Origin of the sequence: Halovibrio sp. HP20-59 (assembly GCF_033052795.2) — a bacterium.
Lineage (GTDB): Bacteria > Pseudomonadota > Gammaproteobacteria > Pseudomonadales > Halomonadaceae > Vreelandella.
Genome location: NZ_JAWJUW020000017.1, coordinates 14,563 through 35,614, shown reverse-complemented (window position 1 = coordinate 35,614; position 21,052 = coordinate 14,563). Strand labels below are relative to the sequence as shown.

Here is a 21,052-nt window from a genome sequence, read left to right as displayed (position 1 = left end):
CCTTTCTTATATGGCAAAATAACTATTCTGATCATTAAGATTGCCATATCCACCATAGTCGATTACTCATCGTTTACCGACAAGGAACGCGCTCAATGAAATTTCTGCTAGGCAGCAGCGTTATTAGCATGGCACTACTCACTGGCTGCACTGGCATCCCCGAGGGCACCCAGCCGGTGAACGATTTTGAGCTAGACCGCTACCTGGGCCAGTGGTTTGAAATTGCCCGCCTGGATCACTCCTTTGAACGCGGCCTTGATTGCGTTACCGCCACTTACAGCCTGCGCGATGACGGCGGCGTGCGGGTGATCAATCGTGGCTATAAACTGGAAGAGCAAACGTGGGATGAAGCCGAAGGGCGTGCCTACTTTATTGACGATGAAAGCGTTGGGCGCTTAAAAGTCAGCTTCTTTGGCCCCTTTTACGGTGGCTACAACGTGCTTGAGCTGGATGATGACTACCAGTGGGCGCTGGTAGCAGGCCCAAACCGCGACTACCTGTGGATACTTTCGCGCACCGCGGAAATGGATAGCGCCACTGAAACTCGCCTACGCCAACGGGCTGCAGAGTTGAATTTCCCCACCGATGAGTTGATTGATGTCGCGCAGGGCGATGAGTGCCCCGGCCTGTAAACGATTAACCCTCCGGCAGGGCCGATACCCTGCTGGCCATCTCGCGCTGAACATAGTCAACAAAAGCGCGTAGCCGGGCGGGCACATGGCGGCGTTGTTCAAACACCGCGTAAAAATCTGCCCGCACGCTCTGCCAACCAGGCAGCAGTTCAACCAATGCACCGCTGGCAAGGTGTTCGTTAACGTCCCACCAAGAACGCAGCATAACGCCATGGCCATCCAATGCTAAGCGGGTAATCACTTCGCCATCGTTGCTGGCTAATCGACCGCTGACCTTTACCGACTGCATCTTTCCAGGCTGATCATTTTGTTCAAACCGCCAAAGCGGGAAATCACTATCGTTCTCGCGAATCACCAAACAAGCGTGCTGCTGCAAATCTGCCGGTACTTTTATGATCGGCGCTTGAGCGATATAGACAGGTGCTGCGCAGAGTACTCGTCGATTGGCCAGAATACGCCGCGCGACCAAGCGCGACTCGGGTGGTTCACCCACGCGAATACCAATGTCAAAGCCGTGGTCGCTCAAGTTGAGCGGAAAATTGGTGAGCTCTAACCAGCCTTCTACCTCGGGGTGATCCGCACAAAAGCGCGATAGCAGCGGCGCAATATGGCGGCGGCCAAAGCCAAAAGTGGCGTTTACCCGCAAACGTCCGCTAAGCGCTTGATCGACCCCCTCACCCAATGAATTTTCCAGCTCATCCAACTCATCTAAAATCAGCGCGCCACGGGCCAAATAGCGCTCGCCCTCTGCGGTCAGCGTCAAACGCCGCGTGGTGCGAGCCGCAAGCTCTACTCCCAGGCGCGCCTCCAACTGTTTTAGCCGCTTACTTACTGCGGAAAGCGACAGCCCAAGCTCGCGGGCGGTGGCGGTTAGGCTCCCCGCTCGCGCTAAGTGCTGAAAGAATGCCAAATCATCCAGGTGCGCCATGTCTCTCCTCAGCCACTCTATACTTTCACGCAACAATAGCTTGAATATTAGCCTGATTATCTCTGCAAAAATAGGCGCTACACTCTATTCACGAACCACTAACATGCAAAGCAACTAACACAACAAGGAATGACTATGACCCATCGCATCGCCATTATTGCCGGTGACGGCATCGGCACCGAAGTCATGCCCGAAGGCATACGCGCCCTGGAAGCCACCGCCAAGCGCTTCAATATTGATCTTGAGTTCACCACCTTTGAGTTTGGTAGCTGCGACTACTACCTGGAACACGGCAAAATGCTGCCGGATGATTGGTTCGAGCAGTTAAATGGCTTCGATGCGCTGTTTTATGGTGCAGTGGGCTGGCCAGACAAAGTTCCCGACCATATTTCCCTATGGGGCTCTCTGCTGCAATTCCGGCGCCGCTTTGATCAGTACATCAACTTACGCCCCTGCAAGCTCATGCCCGGCATCAAAAGTCCGTTAGCAGGCCGCGAACCCGGCGATATCGACTTTTACGTAGTGCGTGAGAACACCGAAGGCGAGTACTCAAGCGTTGGCGGCAAAATGTTTGAAGGCACTGACCGTGAAGTGGTCATTCAAGACACGGTCATGACCCGCACCGGCGTAGACCGCGTATTGAAATACGCCTTTGAGCTGGCGCAAACTCGCCCGCGTAAAAAGCTCACCTCCGCGACCAAGTCCAACGGCATCTCAATCACTATGCCTTACTGGGATGAGCGTGTAGTGGAAATGGCGAAGGGCTACCCTGAGATCGCGGTGGATAAATTTCATATCGATATTCTCACCGCCAACTTTGTCCTCCACCCAGATTGGTTCGATGTGGTCGTGGGCAGCAATCTGTTCGGCGATATTCTTTCTGATCTCGGCCCCGCCTGCACCGGCACGATAGGCATCGCCCCTTCAGCCAACATCAACCCCGAAGGCAACTTTCCTAGCCTGTTTGAGCCTGTACACGGCAGCGCGCCGGATATCGCCGGTAAAGGCATTGCCAACCCTATCGGTCAGATTTGGTCAGGCGCGATGATGCTGGAGCATCTCGGCTATAAAGAAGCCGGTGACGCGATGGTCACGGCCATTGAGGCAGTATTAAGCGAGGGAGACGCCAGCGTACTTACCCGCGATGTGGGTGGAGAAGGCACCACGGAAAGCCTAGGCAAAGCAATTGCCAAAAAGCTAGCACAATGACATTAGCTGGATCGTTTTATTTGTAGCTATTAACGTTACGCCAAAAAAAGCCTCCTCAGGCATGCCCGAGGAGGCTTTTGCATTGCTGGCTAAAAGAGAATTAGCGAGTCAATTTGGCTGCCGTTTGGGCCACTAACTCACCCTGGAAGCGGGCGATTTTCAGCTCGCGTTCGTCAGGTTGGCGTGAACCGTCACCACCAGCAATGGTTGCGGCGCCGTAAGGCGTACCGCCGCTGACTTTGGAAATATCAAACTGCTCTTCAAGACCGTAGCCAATCGGCACGATGATCATCCCGTGATGGGCAAGCGTAGTCCAAGTAGAGGTAATGGTCATCTCATCACCACCGCCGGTACCGGTAGAGGTAAACACACTTGTCACCTTGCCACGCAGAGAACCGTTCGCCCACAGCCCGCCAGTTTGATCTAAGAAGGTGCGCATCTGACCGGCCATGTTACCGAAGCGGGTAGGCGTACCGAAGATAATCGCATCGTAATCGGCGAGTTCTTGCGGTGTCGCTTCCGGCGTATCAAAGTCCTGCTTACCACCCGCATTTTTATACGCATCTTCTGGCATGGTTTCCGGCACGCGCTTCACCGTTACCTCGACGCCATCAACGCCCTTTGCGCCTTCTGCAACGGCATGTGCCATCGTATCAATATGTCCATACATGGAATAGTAAAGTACTAGTACCTTTGTCATAGCTATCTCCTTTTTGTGCGGTGGGCGCATACCCGATCCAACAGTTATGCGAATAACATAGCGCACCTCATGATAGATAAAAGCGAATGTTTTCGACCGCCAGCGTCGATTTCATCGATGGGCTCTGCCTTGCGCTTTATGGCATCCACCGCTAGCTTTCTAAAAACTCCCTCAAATGTTCACTAGGAGACTGGAATGACAATATTTGAAGCCCTTCGCAAGGATCATGATATTCAGCGCGACCTGCTCGCCCGCTTAATTGAAACCCATGGCGATAGCGACGAGCGCAATTCACTCTACCAACAGGTGCGCGCCGAACTTAAATACCACGCCAACGCTGAAGAACGCGCGCTTTACGTGCCTATGATGGATGTCGATCTTACTCAAGAAAAAGCACGCCATAGCGTTGCCGAGCACCATGAAATCGACGAGCTAATCGAACTCCTGGATGGTACCGATTACAGCGCCCCCCAATGGCTAATCCATGCGAAGCAGCTAGAACACTTGGTGACTCACCATCTCGATGAAGAAGAGCATGAGGTTTTTCAACTGGCAGGGCGCGGGCTCCAAGATAAGCAAAAAACCACCCTTGCCAGCGAATACCAGGAAGAAATGCAGCGCCAGCGTTCCGCCTAGGCTGACTTGCTTGCGGGTAGAACCACTTTTTAAGCTACCCCAGCGTGTTCATGAAGGTACTTTTCATGAATACGCTGGGGTTTTTCACGCCAACGACCTCTATGCTTGTGTCACTGGTCAAGCATAGTGATGCTAGGTTCGCTTATTGACTGACAACAATACCGAAAACAGCTGCTAAGGAACTGACAATGCTAGGCCAATGGCTCGACTGGTCCCTTGACGGGCAGCTACCTGCCTCCCATAAAGGCGCTTTCGCAAGCGGCACTTACCATCTGCATGCGCCTGGCATCCTGGAGCTCACCCCCAATGTTGCAAGCCCCGATGCCCACGCGTGCATTTTTTCTGCAGCCATTCACGGCAACGAAACCGCACCGGTCGAATTGCTCGGCGAGTGGTTAAGCGGCTTAGAAGCGGGTGCCATCACGCTAGGAGCTCCCATACTAGTGATTCTGGGTAACTTACCCGCCCTTAAGGCGCAGCAGCGTTTTGTTACTACCAATTTAAACCGGTTATTTAGCCGTGAACTAACCGCTAAGGGCGAGGAGCCAGATCGTGCCCGGGCATTAATGGCCGCGGTGGATGACTTTTATGCCCGCCATGCCGGGTTACCTAAATTGCACTACGACCTGCATACCGCGATTCGGGACAGTCGTTACCCGCGTTTTGTCGTGGAGCCATTTTCAGAAACAGCCACAGAAGCGCCGCAATGGGGCTGGCTAGCCGCTGCCGATATGCAGGCAATACTTCATCAACACCAGCACAGTTGGACATTCTCCCACTACAGCAAGCACTATCATGGCGCCCAGGCACTCACCTTTGAGCTGGGCCGCGTAGCGGCTTTTGGCCACAACGATATGGGATCACTCAAACCCATGCGTGCCCTGCTCACGGCGCTTAGTCAGGGGCACTCCCCTGCCGATTACTCAACCGCGCAAATGCCCTTTTTTCAGGTTCAACACGAGTTAATTCGTCAATCCACTGACTTCAAACTCTGTTTTGCCGAGGATACAGCCAATTTCAGCCGCTTCGAGCCAGGCACACTACTGGCGCAAGACGGTGAAGCGGGGGATTTTCGAGTGGCCGATACGCCCCTTTACGTTGTTTTCCCCAATGCCAACGTTGAAATAGGTGCCCGGGCAGCGCTGTTGGTGGCGCCTGTCGCTTAACCCCAAGCAGGATCTACTTTAGCCAAGACAATAATAATGGTGAGGCGAGAACAGGCCCTCGACGTCGATACGACTATCGTCGAGTGCATAATGTTAGAAGGAAAGCGCGCATAATGCGCTCAGCCTGATAGAATCGCCCCTTTTTTCGCGCCAGCCGCACCCAACCCACCTGTTGCTGCGGCAACTCTGTACTGGAGCCAATGTTATGGCCGCTACGCCTATTCCCCTTGAAGTGCGTAATATCAAAAAGCGCTTTGGCGATACGGAAGTTTTGAAAGGTCTCTCACTGAAAGCCCAGAAAGGCGATGTCATTACCCTCATTGGCGCCTCTGGGTCGGGTAAAAGTACCTTTTTACGCTGTATGAACCTGCTTGAGCAGCCTGACGATGGCGATCTCATCGTTCATGGCGAGCCTGTCCGTTTTAAAACCACTAAACATGGTCGCGAGCCCGAAGATTGGAAGCAGGTAGTGCAAATGCGCGCCAAGCTTTCCATGGTGTTCCAAAGCTTTAACCTGTGGGCACATATGACGCTGCTGGAAAACATCATCGAAGCGCCGATTCATGTGTTAAAAAAACCCAAAAAAGAGGCGCTTGATCATGCCCACGCGCTGCTCGATCGCGTTGGCTTATCCGCCCGCGCCAACGCCTACCCGGCGCAGATGTCGGGCGGCCAACAGCAGCGCGGCGCCATTGCCCGCGCGTTGGCAATGGACCCTGAAGTGATGCTGTTTGACGAGCCCACCTCAGCCCTCGACCCTGAACTGGTCGGCGACGTGCTCAAAGTAATGCACGGCCTGGCTGAAGAGGGGCGTACCATGGTCGTGGTCACCCACGAGATGAGCTTTGCTCGGGATGTGTCCAGCCAAGTCATTTATCTCCACCAGGGCCTGGTGGAAGAGGCTGGCCCACCCGATCAGGTGCTCGGCAACCCACAATCGCCGCGCCTGCAACAATTTCTGGCCCCCAAATACTGACCTGCGAGGCTTACCATGATTGATTTACAAGGGTATGGCCCCCGGCTGATCGAGGGAGCCGGTGTTACCATTCAACTGGCGATTTTGTCGCTGATTTTAGCGATTGTCTTGGGGTTACTTACCGCCACTGCAAAGATGTCGCGGAGCTGGTTAGCGCATCGTCTTGCCACGCTTTACACCACACTTATTCGCGGCGTGCCCGACCTAGTATTGATGATGCTGTTTTTTTTCGGCGGCCAAATTGGCGTCAACATGATCACAGACTGGCTTTACTACTCGTTCGATATCGATATTTTTATCAATATCAATGCCTTCGTAGCGGGCGTTGTCACCATTGGGCTAATCTTCGGGGCCTATATGGGGGAGACCTTTCGCGGCGCTTTTATGGCGGTCGACAATGGGCAAATCGAAGCAGGTAAAGCCTACGGCATGAGCGATGGGCTGGTTTTTCGGCGCGTCCGTTTTCCGCAGATGATGCGCCATGCGTTACCCGGACTTTCCAACAACTGGATGGTATTGCTCAAAACCACAGCGCTGGTCTCGGTAATCGGGCTTTCTGACATGGTGCGCGTCGCTTCAGAAGCCTCTAAAGCGACGCGTGAACCTTTCACCTTCATGATTATTGTCGCACTTATCTATCTGCTCATCGCCAGCGTTTCGGAGTGGATCTTTGCTCGTCTGCAAAAACGCTACGACATCGGCTATGGGGAGGCAGATTAATGACCGCTTTCATGACATGGCTCGAAAATCAGCTTGCCGAAAACAGTATTTTCACGCTGCAAACGCTTTCCTACTATGGTGATGGGTTGGCCACCACGGTGCAGCTGGTATTTTTATCGCTGATCATTGGCTTAATCGCCGCTGTTCCCCTTGCCATTGGGCGTGGTTCAAAACATGGCTGGATTAAATGGCCTATTTTTGCCTTCACCTATGTCTTTCGTGGCACACCGCTGCTCATCCAGCTCTACCTGATTTATTACGGCGTGGTGTTTGTGGACGGTATCCAAGACACTTGGCTATGGGTGATACTTGAAAAGCCATTCGTTCCCGCCCTCATTGCATTTACCCTCAACACCGCCGCCTATACGACCGAGATTTTTCGCGGTGCGATTAAGTCTACCTCGAAAGGTGAAATTGAAGCGGCTCGTGCCTATGGCATGTCGCCTCAGCAGACCATGCGGCGCATTATTATGCCCAGCGCTTTTCGTCGCGCCCTTCCCGCCTACGGCAACGAAGTCATTTTCATGCTACACGCCAGCGCTATTGCCAGCGTGGTGACGATTATGGACCTTACCGGCGCGGCACGCTTTGTCTATGCCCGTTACTATGCGCCTTTTGAAGCCTTCTTGTTTGTGGCGGCGATATACCTGTGTTTAACCTTCACCATCCTGTATTTCTTTCGTTATCTAGAGAAAAAGCTGCTCGCACATCTACAGCCGCAGACTTCCTAGTGGGAAACAAACGTTGGTTTACGCATCATCAAGCGCTTTTCGTCAACGCTAAGTTAGGATAAGTTAATAATGATCATCGCAAAGCAACCTGTGATCAACGTGTTCAACGCCGTATAGGCAACGCCTATCTTTACGCGGTGTTTGCTTAGATGAACGTTGCTTAGATGAACTCTGCTACCAAGGAGATACATAATGAAAAAACTGCTGTCTGTCTCACTGCTGGGCTTAGCCGTTGCAGCTAGCGCCGCCCAGGCGCAAGAAGACCAAATACGTATTGGGGTTGATGTGCCTTACGAGCCGATGGAATATCGCACGCCCGATGGCGAGCTGACCGGCTTTGATATCGACCTGGGCAACGCCCTCTGCGAGCGTATCGGCGTTGAATGTGAATGGGTGGTACAGGGCTGGGACGGCATTATCCCTGGTCTCATGGCGCGCAAATACGACGCTATTATGTCCTCCATGACCATCAATGATGACCGTCGCGAGCAAGTGCTGTTCTCTGACCCCTACATCACTCCGCCGTCCGCTTGGTTCGCCCCTGAAGGCACCGACATTGATGCAACCAATGAAGAATCGCTCGAAGGCATGACCATCGGCGTTCAGCGCGGTACCCTGCAGGATAACTACGTCACCGACATGTATGGCGACGTCGCCGACATCAACCGCTACTCTACCGCCGATGACATGGTGCTGGACATGGAATCCGAGCGTTTGGACATCCTGTTCCTTGACTACCCGGTCGGTAAGTCCACACTGCTGGATAGTGAAGAAGGCGACTACGTTGTTGTCGGCGAGATGCTCACCGAGCCTAAAGAATATTTTGGTGATGGTTTTGGTATCGCCTTCCGTCAACGCGACGAAGCGCTAGCCGAGCAGTTCAACGAAGCCCTTGCTGAAGTGCAAGAAGACGGTACTTACGACGAAATCTACAACCGTTATTTCGGCGGAGAAGAGTAAGCACCAAAGCAAGCGTTAATGTCTAATATCCCGACCATCACCCCGGCAATTGCCGGGGTGATGCGTTTATAGCTAACGCAGAACATTCTGTTAACAACATTCAATAAACCAAGTTTTAAAAACCAAGTTCGATGAACTAGGTACAGCGACCTCTGTCTGTGTATCATCGCGCATGTTCAACACGGAGGTTTTATGGCTCATTCGACTAGCCAGGATGCTGGCTCTATCCTTCGCCCTTCTTCCCACTGGACCGGCTGGGGTCAGTGGCTGGCGCTGATCACCATGAGCGTGGATCACCTCACTCGCTATGTGCTGCCCGGCGATTGGGACTTAAGCTGGGCGGGCGCTTCCATTGGCCGTATCGCCTTTCCACTGTTTGCCGCCATGGTGGCCTGGCATGGGCTGTTTAATACCCGCAATCCGCTACGCTACTCGCGGCGCATTTTAATTATCGGCTTGGTCGCTCAGTTACCTTATATGCTGATGCCGCGCGTATCAGACGCTTTTATTTTGAACGTCTGTTTTACCCTTGCTAGCGGTTTAGCTTTAGGAACACTAGTGCGTCTAGGCTGGCAGCACTATCATCAGCAAATGTTAGGCCTGCCCTGGTTGTTAGCCGGTGCGGCGGTAGGCGTTACCGCTTGGTACTTGCTCGGTTTTTGGGTGGAGTACGGGCATAACGGACTGCTGTTGATTCCGCTGTTAATGTTCGCGATGCATGCCTTGAGTCAGGCAGAAAGCTATTTTCAAGCGCGCCTGTGGGCGGGCTTGGCGGCCTTCCCAGCACTCTGGATTGCCGGGCAGATGAATGTCTCCGACATGGCCAAATCGTTTACCGTAGGCACCTGTGTGATCGTACTGTTACTAGCGGCAGGGGCGGCCCAGCGAGTACCTGCCATTAATTTAGCCATGCCGCGCCGCTTATGGCTTGCGTGGTACCCCGGCCACTTTGCGTTAATCGCGCTGTGGCTACTGCTAAGCGGTCAGATAGCATAACGGCCAATTTCAGTACCGTTTAATGCGGCGTATCCCGCATCCAGGGCTGAAAGCGGCATAGCCGTGCCCGTCCTTCTGTTTTTGCACGGTACATCGCTATATCCGCCTGTTTGAGCACTTCTTCGTGGTCACAGGCGGCAGCCGTGAAGCGGGTGTACCCTATGCTGGGTGTTACGTCTATCTCACGATTAGAAAGTCGATAGGGTTGTGAGAGAGCCTGTTGCACCGTGCGCATATAGTTATCAGCGTGCGCCTCTAAAGCCTCCTCTGGCCCCTCATCGAATAGCGCCAGCAGCACAAACTCATCGCCGCTAAGCCGTGCGGCTATACCGCCTTCGAGCAGGCAACTTTCTAAACGCCGGGCCACTTGTATCAGTAACTCATCCCCGGTGGCATGGCCCCATGTATCATTAATCAACTTAAAACGGTCCATGTCTAAAAACATCAAAAACCCGCTTTGCTGTTTGGTTTGTGTTGCATCGCAAAGGGTTTCCAAACGCTCAATAAACAAGCGACGGTTAGGCAAATCGGTAAGAGAATCATAAAACGCTTGGTGGTAGATGATTGCTTCGGCGCGTTTTCGCTCCGAAAAATCTTCAATTATCGCCACGCCCCCGACCATCTCGTTGCCCGTGCTGTGTACACCATTAAAAAATGCGCGGAGCGGTGTTCCTTCGCTTGCTTTCGGCAGATAGTAAGTCCCTTCGTAATAACCGCTACCTGTGCTTAGCGCTTCACGTACCGCATGCGCCACGTCAACATCCGCCGCTCGAGATAGCATTTGAAAGCCAAGCAGCTGCGCGCGGTTTACATTGAGGATTTCCAATAGTTTGTCGTTACAGTCAGTAATTTGACCATGCTCATCAAAATGCAGCACACCCAGCGGCGATTTTTGAAAGATGGAGCGATAACGGTTTTCGCTCTTTTGCAGCTGCGCTTCGCGGGCAGACATACTCACCCGTAGGGCAATATTGTCGTGAATAATGTGGCTTAAACGACGGCTGGTGATAACAATCAAGCCGAGAAATAGGCTTAGCATGGCACCAATCAAGATTGCCAGCGGCGAACCTAAGAGTAAAAACTGCACTAACAGCGGTAACAAAATCGGTAGCACAAAACCGAGAGCCACCCACCAAACGGCCGAAAGCGTGGTTATTCCACCCGCTGTAATGCCCGCCAACACAATCGAAAGCGCCGCCACTTGGCCATGGTTTTCGCCGGTAAATAGAAAAACGCCACCAGCGCCCCACACGCAGCCAGCGGCAATGGCACCGACACTAAACCGGTAGAGCCAGCGGCGGCGCTGCTGTTGGTACGCAGGTAAACGGCGGAAATAGAAGGCCAAGGCAAGGCGAGCCATCGAAACGAGGATCAATAAAGCAAGCCAAGTGAGCAACACCTCGCTTGCTATAACAGGCCACATTGCTGCCACTAACAGTATTCCCGCCAGCACGCTGCTCAGCACCGGTTGCCAAAGATTGTCGTACAGCAGGCGTACTTTCTCGCTATGTAAGCGTTTTACAGTGACATGATGATCGCGATGGAAACCACTGCGCAGCCCAGATTGCGTTCCAGTGGTTGATGATTCAGGCATACTGACTACTCACCAAAAAGAAACTATTAATGTCAGCAAAATGGCTGACTTTTTCCTAGTTCCTTTTTAGCGCATTTAAGTACTTTTAGCGATATAAGTTGTGACGTTGTTTAATTAACATTGTTCAAAAAGCCGCTTAGGCTAGGCTAAGCTAGTTAAGCAGCTTGGGAACCAGTGTTAAGAACCATTGTTAAGAATCAGTGTTAAATAGAAAAGCTTAAGGCAGGCTGCGGCGCCCCCGGCAGTAGAGCGCTGCAGATGCGAACTTTCTCCAGCAGTTCGGCATGGTTAGGCGCTAGGATATTGATGTGGGCGAGCTTGCGCCCTTCGCGCTCATCTTTGTCGTAACGGTGCAGGTGAGCATTAGCAAGCGCTAGAATCGCCGCGTTGTCACCTTCACGACCAATCACGTTAATCATGCAGGTGGGCGCAATCGCCTGGGTATCACCTAGTGGCAGGCCCTGTATCGCACGCAAGTGATTTTCAAACTGGCTGGTCACTGCGCCGTCCATCGTCCAATGGCCGGAATTATGCACCCGGGGCGCCATTTCGTTGGCGAGCAGACTACCATCGCGGGTTTGAAACAGCTCCAGCGCTAGCACACCCACGTAATCCAGCTCATCAAGCAGCGCACGAATATAGCCATCAGCGGTTTGCTGAACGCTTTCGTCCAGGTCCGGCAGCGGCGCCACGGAGTAGCGCAGGATGCCATCCACATGCTGGTTCTCAGCCATCGGGTAGAACACCACCTCGCCATCGCGACCGCGCACAGCAATCATCGAGACTTCGCGCACGAAATCGACAAAGGCCTCAACGACCAACTGCGAATGGCCGATAGCGTTCCACGCCTCACCAGCCTGCTCGGGCTTTTTCAAGACTGCTTGGCCTTTGCCGTCGTAGCCTTCAGTGACCGACTTAGCTACCACCGGGCAACCCAGTTCACGGGCGGCGGTTTCTAACTGCTCGGCGCTTTCCACCACACGATAGGCAGGCGTGGGAATGCCTAAGCGATCAAACAGGGTCTTCTCTTCGACCCGGTTCTGACACACTTCAATGGCGCGGCTGCTGGGGTAAACCGGCTTATGTTGCTCAATTTCGCGCACTAGTTGCACGGGCAGGTGCTCAAACTCGTAAGTCACCACATCAACGTTGGCCAAAAACTCAGCCAAATGTTGGTTATTAGGGTCGACAATCACCTCGCCAATGCCCGCACTAGGGTTGCCGGTGGTATCCAGAAAGGTAAAGCGATTACCCAGCGGATAACCCGCCAGCGCTAACATGCGGCCTAGCTGACCTGCGCCCAAAACACCGATGTTTTTGGTAATACCTAAACCCATGGACGAGCCTCCTATTCTGCTTCCGGCTCGGGGCGCGGATCCGGGTTATCGAGGACTTTCTGCGTCTGCTCAGTGCGAAACGCTTCTACCGCGCTGCGTACGGCGGCATCTTGCAGGCCGACAATTTGTGCCGCCAGCAAACCCGCGTTAGTCGCGCCCGCTTTACCAATCGCCAAGGTGCCCACCGCGATGCCGCCCGGCATTTGCGCAATTGAGAGCAGCGAATCCAAGCCTTTCAACGACTTGGATTCTACCGGCACACCCAGCACCGGTAGTGGCGTTTGCGATGCCACCATCCCAGGCAAGTGAGCAGCACCACCCGCACCCGCTACAATCACTTGCAAGCCGCGCTCGGCAGCGCTTTTAGCGTAATCGAACAGCAGGTCAGGCGTGCGGTGAGCTGATACAACGCGGGTTTCATAGGCGACGCCTAAACGTTCCAGCATAGAGACGGCGTGCTCCATGACCGGCCAGTCAGACTTGGATCCCATAATCACGCCCACCTTGGGTGCGCTGTTCGACGACATGCAAAACTCCTCGGCCCAACGGCCTTTAAAAGCGCGCTAAAAATTCGATAAAGTAGCGTGTACCAACGCGGCACACATTAAAATAGGAAGGCGGATAGTTTACCAGAGCTAGTCCCTTTCTGGGCGTTGCTATCGCCGCGAAATATTCATCAAAATAGGCATTGAAAAGCGACCCCGTTAGCGGCATTGTGTGCTTGTCACTTCAGACTGTAGGAGCTACATGAGCACGGCACGCGCAACTGCGAATGCGGAACAGCTTGATCCCCCGCGAAGCAGCCCTGACCTCGACGTCAGGGATTTAGAAAAACGTACGCGCCTTATGCGTATTATCACCCGCCTGATCGCCGTATCAGATCTGGGAAGCCGCGAAATAGCCCGCAGGGCTGGGCTTCCAGTGCAAAAGATCAGCGACCTGCTCGCCGGAAGGCTAGAGCATCTAGGCATTGATGAACTCAATGTCCTACGTCGCACCTTGGAGCTGGAGATGCCATAGCATTAACCATAAAGACAACGCCTCGCTTCTAGCGAGGCGTTGTCTTATTACATCCATTAATGTTGGCTAGTCTTCACGCTGCTCTAGCGCCTCGGCAGCTTGAATCGCCTCTTTATTAGACGTGTGCTCAGAAACGACAACCTCATTGTCTGGCTGCGTCACATCCACCACCGTCCACCCAACGATCTTTTCATTAAGATCCTTAGCATCGTAGATAGGGTCGATACGGGCTTGTCTGGACATAATAACCTCCTTATCAATTAGGAATGCTTAATATCGTGCCAGTTGTAAAGCTGGGTATTTAAAACCTGAGCATTTAAAACTGAGCATTTAAAATTGAGTATTACTGGGTTCCTCTAACACGTCTTCACCCGCCGGTGGGCGATTGAGCTCATTGCATGCGCATCCTTCATGAATACACTCCATGCCCGCTGGATGCCCAGCAGCGCAAGCAGTACAGCAATAAGCACGCCCTTCAGTGATAGCCGCATGCTCGCTTGAAACTTGATGCTCACAGCCCGGACAAGCGCAGACTCCCATGTCTGTCATAATATCTTCTCCCTAGTTTGACGTTACTCGTATGATTTCAGCGTAGAAGATAATGAAGGCGTAGGTAAAATCTGAGTCGGCCGATTTATCTAGCAGTGGATAATGCATTAGCCTATGCAGCTGTGTGTTGCTATGGCATCTACGGCAACGAAATGAATATTCCTGCGAACGCCACAATAGCGACCACTACCCAAGCGGGCAGCTTCCATACGGTTAATAGCAAGAAACCAGTAAGCGCCAGCGCAAACTCTTCTGCACCAATGATTGCACTCGTCCAAACCGGCTGATAGAGCGCCGCGCCTAAAATACCCACCACCGCTGCATTGGCACCGCGCATCAACGCCTGGGCACTATCCCATTGGCGAAATTGATTCCAAAACGGCAGCACGCCCACCAGCAGCAAAAAACCGGGAATAAAAATCGCCAGCAGCGCCAGTAAAGCGCCGACGAAGCCATTGATCCCGGGCAGCAGCGCGCCCAAATAAGCGGCAAAGGTAAACAGCGGCCCCGGTATTGCCTGAGCGGCGCCGTAACCGGCCAAAAACTCATCCGGCGTGATCCAACCCGACTGCACAACCTCAGCTTCTAGTAGCGGCAGCACCACATGCCCACCGCCGAACACTAATGCGCCAGAGCGGTAAAATGCATCGGCGATATCCAGCCAAGCAGCCGCTCCGGCCAGTAACGGCAGCAGAACCAACAGCCCGGCGAACAGTCCCAGCGCCACCATACCTGACCGGCGGGATACCGAAAAATGCAGCGACTCACTGCTTGTAGCAGCCGTGCTATTGCGACAAAGTGCTAGCCCAACCAAGCCACCCAATATAATCGCCGCAACCTGGCCCAACGGTCCGCTCACCAACACCACTGTAAATACAGCCGCAAGCGCGATCCCGGTACGGGTTTTATCCGGGCAAAGATTGCGTGCCATGCCCCATACCGCGTGGGCCACAATCGCCACCGCCACCACTTTTAAGCCGTGAATAATACCGTTGGCAATGGGGCCATCCAGCACCGCCGCACCAAACGCAAACAGCACCAGGATAATCGCTGAGGGCAGTGTAAACGCCAGCCAGGCCATCGCCGCCCCCCAAGGGCCTGCGCGCAGTAAGCCCAGGGCAAAGCCAACCTGGCTGCTCGCGGGACCAGGCAAAAATTGGCACAGCGCCACCAGGTCAGCATAGGCTTGCTCGGTCAGCCACTGGCGCCGCTCCACAAACGCGGTACGGAAATACCCCAGGTGCGCTACCGGGCCGCCAAAGGACGTTAAGCCCAGCGCTAAGAAGGCCCAAAACACCTCGCCTATGCGCCCACGTAGCTGCGTTTGCTCTACCATCTGCGTCACCTCTAATCCCATAAAAAAAGCGCAAGGCTCTTATAGTAAGCCTTGCGCTTTAACAAGTTATGACAGCGAGCTCATAAAGATACGCTCATAACGACAACATGGATTATTCCTGGTCGGTTACCGCCCCGGTGCTGGCCGAACTCACCAAGCGCGCATATTTAGCCAGCACACCGCGGGTATAGCGGGGCTCTGGCTGCTGCCAGGCGGCACGGCGGCGCGTCAGCTCCTCGTCGGAGAGATCAACATCGATGGTGTCGGCTTCCGCATCGATGGTGATGGTATCACCGTCTTCCACCAGCGCCAGCGGGCCGCCGTCGAAGGCTTCCGGCGACACATGGCCGACCACAAAACCGTGGCTACCACCGGAGAAGCGGCCGTCAGTAATCAGTGCCACGTCGTTACCCAAACCACGGCCCATAATCGCCGAGGTCGGTGTGAGCATTTCGCGCATACCGGGCCCGCCTTTCGGCCCTTCATAGCGAATCACCACCACATCGCCCGCGACCACGGTGCCATCGTTAATGCGCGCCTGGGCTTCTTCCTCAGAGCCAAACACCCGCGCCGAACCCGTGAAGCGAGTGCCCTCTTTGCCGGTAATCTTCGCTACCGCGCCTTCCGGTGCCAGGTTGCCGTAGAGCATACGCAAATGGCTTTCGGTTTTAATCGGGTTACCCAGCGGCGCGATGATCGGTGGCTCAATGGGATAAGGCTCGACCTCGGCCAGATTTTCTTCTAGGGTTTTACCCGTAACGGTTAAGCACTCGCCATTGAGCAGCCCAGCGTCAAGCAGCATTTTCATCAGCGGTTGAATACCACCAATCGCCACCAGCTCGCTCATCATGTAATGGCCGCTGGGGCGCAAATCGGCGAGCACCGGCACGCGTTTACCAATCTCGGTAAAGTCCGCCAGGGTCAGTTCCACACCAATCGTGCGCGCCATTCCAATCAAGTGAAGCACGGCGTTGGTAGAACCACCCAACGCAATAGTCACTGTAATGGCGTTCTCAAACGCCTTCCGGGTCATGATGTCGGAGGGTTTGATGTCATTTGCTAACAGCGCCAGCACCGCCTCGCCTGCTGCTTTGCAGTCGTCGCGTTTCTCTTGGGAGATGGCATTTTGCGCCGAGCTACCCGGCAGGCTCATGCCCAGCGCTTCAATCGCCGAGGCCATGGTATTCGCGGTGTACATGCCGCCACAGGAGCCGGGACCAGGAATCGCCGTCTCTTCGATATTTTTAAGTTCGATCAGGTCGATATCACCACGGGAGTGGGCGCCCATGGCCTCGAAAACTGACACGATATCGGTATGCCCTTTGCCGGGCATAATGGTGCCGCCATAAACAAACACGCTGGGGCGGTTTAAGCGCGCCAAGCCCATCAGGCAGCCCGGCATGTTCTTATCGCAGCCGCCAATGGCGACTAAGCCATCAAAGCCTTCGCAACCGGCCACGGTTTCGATGGAGTCGGCAATCACTTCCCGCGACACCAAGGAGTACTTCATACCTTCAGTGCCGTTGGCGATGCCGTCGGAAATGGTAATGGTGTTAAAGATCACCCCCTTACCACCGCCCGCGTCGGCACCATCGCGGGCAAACTCGGCCAGCTCGTTAATATGACTATTGCAAGGCGTCACCATGCTCCAGGTAGAGGCAATGCCCACCTGAGGCTTTTTAAAATCAGCATCGTTAAAGCCCACGGCGCGCAGCATGGCGCGGCTGGCGGCTTTGCCAGGACCATCGACCACTTGTGAAGAGTGGCTGCGGGAGTTATTAGTCGGCTCGGTCATTAGGTTCTCTCTAAGCGTTGTTCACGGTATTTTTGCATAGCTTGGCGATATTATCCTCATCCCGCAAGATGATTAACTTATGGCACCATACACTGAGCCACACTCGTCCCTGCCTTGAAGACACCATCCATTAAGGAATCGTGCATGTCCGCAAACTCGCTGCTCTCGCATACGCCGTTAACGCCGTTAACGCCGGGCTTTATGGTGGTGCACGCCAATCGCCTGGAAGATTTGCGCGGCCTGGCGGTGGAGTGGATGCGCGGCCACCCGCTCGGCCCGCTGGAGAATGAGACCATTCTGGTGCAGAGCAACGGCATTGGGCAGTGGCTAAAACTGGCGTTAGCGGAAGACCCGGCCCAAGGCGGAGCGGGCATTGCCGCGGCGCTTAACGTCACGCTGCCTGCGCGTTTTCTATGGCAGGCCTACCGCACGGTGCTGACGCAGCTAACCCATGACGCCCAAGCGGTGCCTGAGACGTCGCCGTTTGATAAGTCGCGACTGATATGGCGTTTGCTGCGCCTGCTGCCCAGCCTGGCCAAGCAGGAGGCTTTCGCGCCGCTAGCGCGCTTTTTAGACGTCGATCGAGACCAGCGCAAGCACTACCAACTGGCCGAGCGGCTGGCGGATCTGTTCGACCAGTACCAGGTCTACCGCGCCGACTGGCTGGACGCCTGGGCGAAAGGCAACGATGTGCTCATCACCGCCCGTGGCGAAGCCCGCCCGCTGGAAGCGCACCAGCTGTGGCAGCCAGAGCTGTGGCGTGCACTGCGGGACGATGTGGCCAATACGCTGGGCGAAGCGGGCCTTAACAGCAGCCGCGCCCAGGTACATAGCCGTTTTTTGGCAGCCGCCGAGCAGTTGGAAGGCCAGGAGTGCCCGCCCGGCCTGCCCCGGCGGCTAATTATTTTCGGTATTTCGTCACTGCCGCAACAGACCCTGGAAGCCTTGGCGGCCCTCTCCCGCTGCTGCCAGATTGTGCTCTGCGTGCACAACCCCTGCCAGTTCTACTGGGCGGATATTATCGAGCACAAGGACCTGCTCCGCGCCAGCCGCTACCGTCAGCGGCGCAAAGCGGGCATGCCCGAAGCGCTGGATGTGCTGGGCACCGGCGATGCCGACGACGCCCTGCACCTTCACGCCCAGCCGCTGCTCGCTGCCTGGGGCAAACAGGGCCGCGACTATCTTCGCCTGCTCGATGAGCATGACGATTCTGGCAATTATCAAACTCTGTTTGAACAACAGGCGCTGCGCATCGATATGTTCGAACCCTTTAGCGGCGAAGAACGTAACTGCCTGCTCAGCCAATTGCAGGATGATATCCGCGAGCTGCGCCCGGTGGCAGAAACCCAGGATCACTGGCCCGCGCTAGAACCGGCCAGCGACGACTCCATCGTGTTTCATATCGCCCACGGCCCGCAGCGGGAAGTAGAGATTCTTCACGACCAGCTGCTCGCCGCCTTCAGCGCCGACCCGGACCTACGCCCAAGGGATATCATCGTTATGGTGCCGGATATCGACCGCTACGCGCCGCATATCGAGGCGGTATTTGGCCAGTTCCGCACCAGCTATAACGCCCACTACGAAGATCCGCGTTATATACCCTACACCCTTTCGGATCAGGCAAGCCGCCATCGTCTGCCGCTGATGATCGCGCTGGAAAAGCTGCTGCGCCTGCCGGAGCTGCGCCTCTCGGTGAGCGACCTTTTAGACCTATTGGAAGTGCCCGCGTTGCGCGCCCGCTTTGGCATTGCAGAGCACGACCTGCCCACCCTAAGCCGCTGGATTGAGGGCGCAGGCATCCGCTGGGGGCTTAACGCCGAGCAGCGTACCCGGCTGGACCTACCCGAGGGGCTGACCCAAAACACCTGGGCCTTTGGCCTGCGCCGCTTACTGCTGGGCTACGCCGTCGGCAGTGCTGACGCGTGGCAAGGTATTGAGCCGTTTGATGACATTGGCGGCCTGGAAGCATCGCTAGCAGGCCCGCTGGCAACCCTACTGGAAAAGCTGGAAAGTACCTGGGAAACCTTCTGCCAGCCCACCGACGCCGCCAGCTGGGTGGCACGGCTGCGAGAGCTGCTGGAAACCTACTTTCTAACCGACGACGCCCAAGAGAGCGTCATGCTCACCAAGCTGGAAACCGCGCTGCAGCAGCTGTTGGAAAGCACCGAAGAGGCCGAGCTTTTTGATCCGTTGCCGCTCTCCATGGTGCGTGAACACTGGCTGGGGCAGATCGACGAGCACAGCCTCTCTCAGCGGTTTCTGGCCGGGGCGGTCAACTTCGCCACGCTCATGCCCATGCGCGCTATCCCCTTTAAGCATGTGTGCCTGCTGGGCATGAACGACGGCGATTACCCGCGCTCCCAGCCGCCGCTGGACTTTGACCTGATGGGCAGCGACTACCGCCCCGGCGACCGCTCCCGGCGGGAAGATGATCGCTACCTGTTTCTGGAGGCGCTGCTCTCCGCCCGCCAGCAGCTCTACATTAGCTGGGTGGGCCGCAGTCAGATCGACAACAACCCCATGCCGCCCTCGGTACTGGTGGGTCAGCTGCGCGATCATCTTGAAGCGGGCTGGCGCACGACAAACGCAGAACCGCTGCTGGAAGTGTTGACTACTGAGCACCCACTGCAGCCCTTCAGCCGCCGCTACTTTACCGAACAAGCCAGCGACTCCCCCGCCCAGGCGCGGCTATTTACCTATGCCCGCGAATGGCACGCCCTGCACGCCCCAAGAAATGCCAACTCTTCAAGCACAACACCAACGCCGCTTGAAACAGACACGGAACAGCAAGCCACGTTAACCCTGAACCAGCTGGGCAGCTTTCTGCGCGAACCGGCCAAGGCGTTTTTCAACGCCCGCCTGGGGGTCTACTTCGAACAAGAGGAGCTAACGCAGTTGGACGTTGAGCCCTTCACGTTAGACGGGCTGCAAAACTGGCAACTGCAGGATCAGCTAATCGCCGCCCAGCGCCACGCCATGGATAACGGCCAGCCGCGTATCGAAGCGCTGCATGCAGAACTGGAACGCTTTAAAGGCCAAGGCGTGCTAGCCGTAGGCGCTTTTGGCGAACGCATGCGCGAAGCGCTGGCCGAGCCGATGGACGCGCTCTTTGGTGCCTACGAAGAGGCGCTGCAAGAGTGGCCCCAGGCCGTCGCAGCGCCACAGGCGGTGCACGTGGTTGAAAGTGCTGAAGGACGGGTAACGCTGGAAGATTGGCTAGGCGAGCTGCGAGAAGACAACGAGGGCAACCGCTGCCGCCTGCTACTGCTTAGCAGCAGCTTGATCAGCCAAGGGCGCGGCCGTGGTCAGTATCGCTGGCAGCACCTGCTGCGGCCCTGGGTTGCTCACTTGGCGGGCAATATTGAGCACCCGATGACCACCCAGCTGCTTTCCAAAGCAGGTCACGTCCGCCTGGAGCCTCTAGCAGCCGACAATGCCCGCTACCAGCTAGACGCCCTGCTTGGCGCCTGGTGCGATGGCATGCGTGCCCCGCTACCGCTGGCCCCACAAGCCGCTTTTGCCTGGCTGGCCAAACAAGGCACCCCGGAATCAGAACCGGACAGCGACGCCTACGCCGCCGCCGAAACCGCCTACGAAGGCGGCCGCTTTCAGACCGGCGAAGTCGCTCAAAGCGCCTACCTCTCCCACCAATGGCCGAGCTTTGAACGGCTATTTAGCGAGAGCGCTTTGGGCCACAGCTTTGCCTCATTGACCGAAGCGCTCTACGCGCCCTTACACCGCTCCGTGAAGAGCTAGGTGTTTGGTCC

At 55.4% G+C, this 21,052-nt stretch carries 20 protein-coding genes; 11 read left to right on the top strand and 9 right to left on the bottom strand.

From position 1 onward, the window contains the following. The first annotated feature begins 95 nt into the window (after positions 1-95). The gene (locus tag RZA33_RS16125; RefSeq protein ID WP_317508732.1) at positions 96-632 is read left to right on the top strand and encodes a lipocalin family protein; all 537 of its coding nucleotides are present in this window, start codon (positions 96-98) and stop codon (positions 630-632) included. 4 nt (positions 633-636) lie between these two features. On the opposite strand, the gene RZA33_RS16120 is transcribed toward RZA33_RS16125, so the two are convergent. After that, positions 637-1,560: a LysR family transcriptional regulator gene (locus RZA33_RS16120; RefSeq protein WP_317508731.1), complete on the bottom strand. Its 924-nt coding sequence runs from the start codon at positions 1,558-1,560 to the stop codon at positions 637-639. A gap of 135 nt (positions 1,561-1,695) precedes the next feature. On the opposite strand from RZA33_RS16120, the gene RZA33_RS16115 reads away from it, so the two are divergent. Further along, positions 1,696-2,769, top strand: a complete 1,074-nt coding sequence (locus tag RZA33_RS16115; protein ID WP_317508730.1) for a tartrate dehydrogenase — start codon at positions 1,696-1,698, stop codon at positions 2,767-2,769. A gap of 100 nt (positions 2,770-2,869) precedes the next feature. Here the strand turns inward: RZA33_RS16115 and wrbA are convergent, their stop codons facing one another. Next, positions 2,870-3,469 (bottom strand): NAD(P)H:quinone oxidoreductase, encoded by a 600-nt coding sequence (gene wrbA, locus RZA33_RS16110; protein WP_317508729.1) that lies wholly within the window; start codon positions 3,467-3,469, stop codon positions 2,870-2,872. A gap of 195 nt (positions 3,470-3,664) precedes the next feature. On the opposite strand from wrbA, the gene RZA33_RS16105 reads away from it, so the two are divergent. From RZA33_RS16105 to RZA33_RS16075, 7 genes are all read left to right on the top strand, one after another. Then, positions 3,665-4,105: a hemerythrin domain-containing protein gene (locus RZA33_RS16105; protein WP_317508728.1), complete on the top strand. Its 441-nt coding sequence runs from the start codon at positions 3,665-3,667 to the stop codon at positions 4,103-4,105. Positions 4,106-4,293: 188 nt separating this feature from the next. Next, positions 4,294-5,271, top strand: coding sequence for a succinylglutamate desuccinylase (locus RZA33_RS16100; protein WP_317508727.1), 978 nt, complete (start codon positions 4,294-4,296; stop codon positions 5,269-5,271). Positions 5,272-5,476: 205 nt separating this feature from the next. After that, a complete protein-coding gene (locus RZA33_RS16095) occupies positions 5,477-6,247 on the top strand; it encodes an ABC transporter ATP-binding protein (protein WP_317508726.1) in 771 nt (256 codons plus the stop codon). Between the two features lie 15 nt (positions 6,248-6,262). Next, positions 6,263-6,967 carry an ABC transporter permease gene (locus RZA33_RS16090; protein WP_317508725.1) on the top strand — a complete coding sequence of 235 codons (705 nt, stop codon included), beginning with the start codon at positions 6,263-6,265 and terminating at the stop codon, positions 6,965-6,967. Further along, a complete protein-coding gene (locus RZA33_RS16085) occupies positions 6,967-7,698 on the top strand; it encodes an ABC transporter permease (RefSeq protein ID WP_317508724.1) in 732 nt (243 codons plus the stop codon). The genes RZA33_RS16090 and RZA33_RS16085 overlap by 1 nt, the downstream gene beginning before the upstream one ends. Positions 7,699-7,890: 192 nt before the next feature. Further along, positions 7,891-8,658, top strand: coding sequence for an ABC transporter substrate-binding protein (locus RZA33_RS16080; RefSeq protein ID WP_317508723.1), 768 nt, complete (start codon positions 7,891-7,893; stop codon positions 8,656-8,658). Positions 8,659-8,850: 192 nt separating this feature from the next. Next, the gene (locus RZA33_RS16075; RefSeq protein ID WP_317508722.1) at positions 8,851-9,654 is read left to right on the top strand and encodes a TraX family protein; all 804 of its coding nucleotides are present in this window, start codon (positions 8,851-8,853) and stop codon (positions 9,652-9,654) included. Between the two features lie 19 nt (positions 9,655-9,673). On the opposite strand, the gene RZA33_RS16070 is transcribed toward RZA33_RS16075, so the two are convergent. The 3 genes from RZA33_RS16070 to purE form a co-directional block, all read right to left on the bottom strand. Then, the gene (locus RZA33_RS16070) at positions 9,674-11,248 is read right to left on the bottom strand and encodes a sensor domain-containing diguanylate cyclase (protein WP_317508721.1); all 1,575 of its coding nucleotides are present in this window, start codon (positions 11,246-11,248) and stop codon (positions 9,674-9,676) included. A gap of 203 nt (positions 11,249-11,451) precedes the next feature. Continuing rightward, positions 11,452-12,585: a 5-(carboxyamino)imidazole ribonucleotide synthase gene (locus tag RZA33_RS16065; protein ID WP_317508720.1), complete on the bottom strand. Its 1,134-nt coding sequence runs from the start codon at positions 12,583-12,585 to the stop codon at positions 11,452-11,454. An 11-nt stretch (positions 12,586-12,596) separates the two neighbouring features. Then, positions 12,597-13,112 carry a 5-(carboxyamino)imidazole ribonucleotide mutase gene (gene purE, locus RZA33_RS16060; protein WP_317508719.1) on the bottom strand — a complete coding sequence of 172 codons (516 nt, stop codon included), beginning with the start codon at positions 13,110-13,112 and terminating at the stop codon, positions 12,597-12,599. 220 nt (positions 13,113-13,332) lie between these two features. Between purE and RZA33_RS16055 the strand changes: the two genes are divergently transcribed. Then, positions 13,333-13,605 (top strand): XRE family transcriptional regulator, encoded by a 273-nt coding sequence (locus RZA33_RS16055; protein ID WP_317508718.1) that lies wholly within the window; start codon positions 13,333-13,335, stop codon positions 13,603-13,605. 66 nt (positions 13,606-13,671) lie between these two features. Here RZA33_RS16055 and RZA33_RS16050 read toward each other — a convergent pair whose 3' ends face one another. The 4 genes from RZA33_RS16050 to ilvD form a co-directional block, all read right to left on the bottom strand. Then, positions 13,672-13,848, bottom strand: coding sequence for a hypothetical protein (locus tag RZA33_RS16050; protein ID WP_317508717.1), 177 nt, complete (start codon positions 13,846-13,848; stop codon positions 13,672-13,674). 87 nt (positions 13,849-13,935) lie between these two features. Next, entirely contained in the window at positions 13,936-14,145 is a 210-nt protein-coding gene (locus RZA33_RS19940) for a hypothetical protein (protein WP_416337879.1), read from the bottom strand. Between the two features lie 148 nt (positions 14,146-14,293). After that, the gene (chrA, locus tag RZA33_RS16045) at positions 14,294-15,490 is read right to left on the bottom strand and encodes a chromate efflux transporter (RefSeq protein WP_317508716.1); all 1,197 of its coding nucleotides are present in this window, start codon (positions 15,488-15,490) and stop codon (positions 14,294-14,296) included. A 112-nt stretch (positions 15,491-15,602) separates the two neighbouring features. Further along, a complete protein-coding gene (ilvD, locus tag RZA33_RS16040) occupies positions 15,603-17,285 on the bottom strand; it encodes a dihydroxy-acid dehydratase (protein ID WP_317508715.1) in 1,683 nt (560 codons plus the stop codon). A 144-nt stretch (positions 17,286-17,429) separates the two neighbouring features. On the opposite strand from ilvD, the gene recC reads away from it, so the two are divergent. Then, positions 17,430-21,041: an exodeoxyribonuclease V subunit gamma gene (recC, locus tag RZA33_RS16035; protein ID WP_317508714.1), complete on the top strand. Its 3,612-nt coding sequence runs from the start codon at positions 17,430-17,432 to the stop codon at positions 21,039-21,041. The last annotated feature ends 11 nt before the right edge of the window (positions 21,042-21,052 follow it).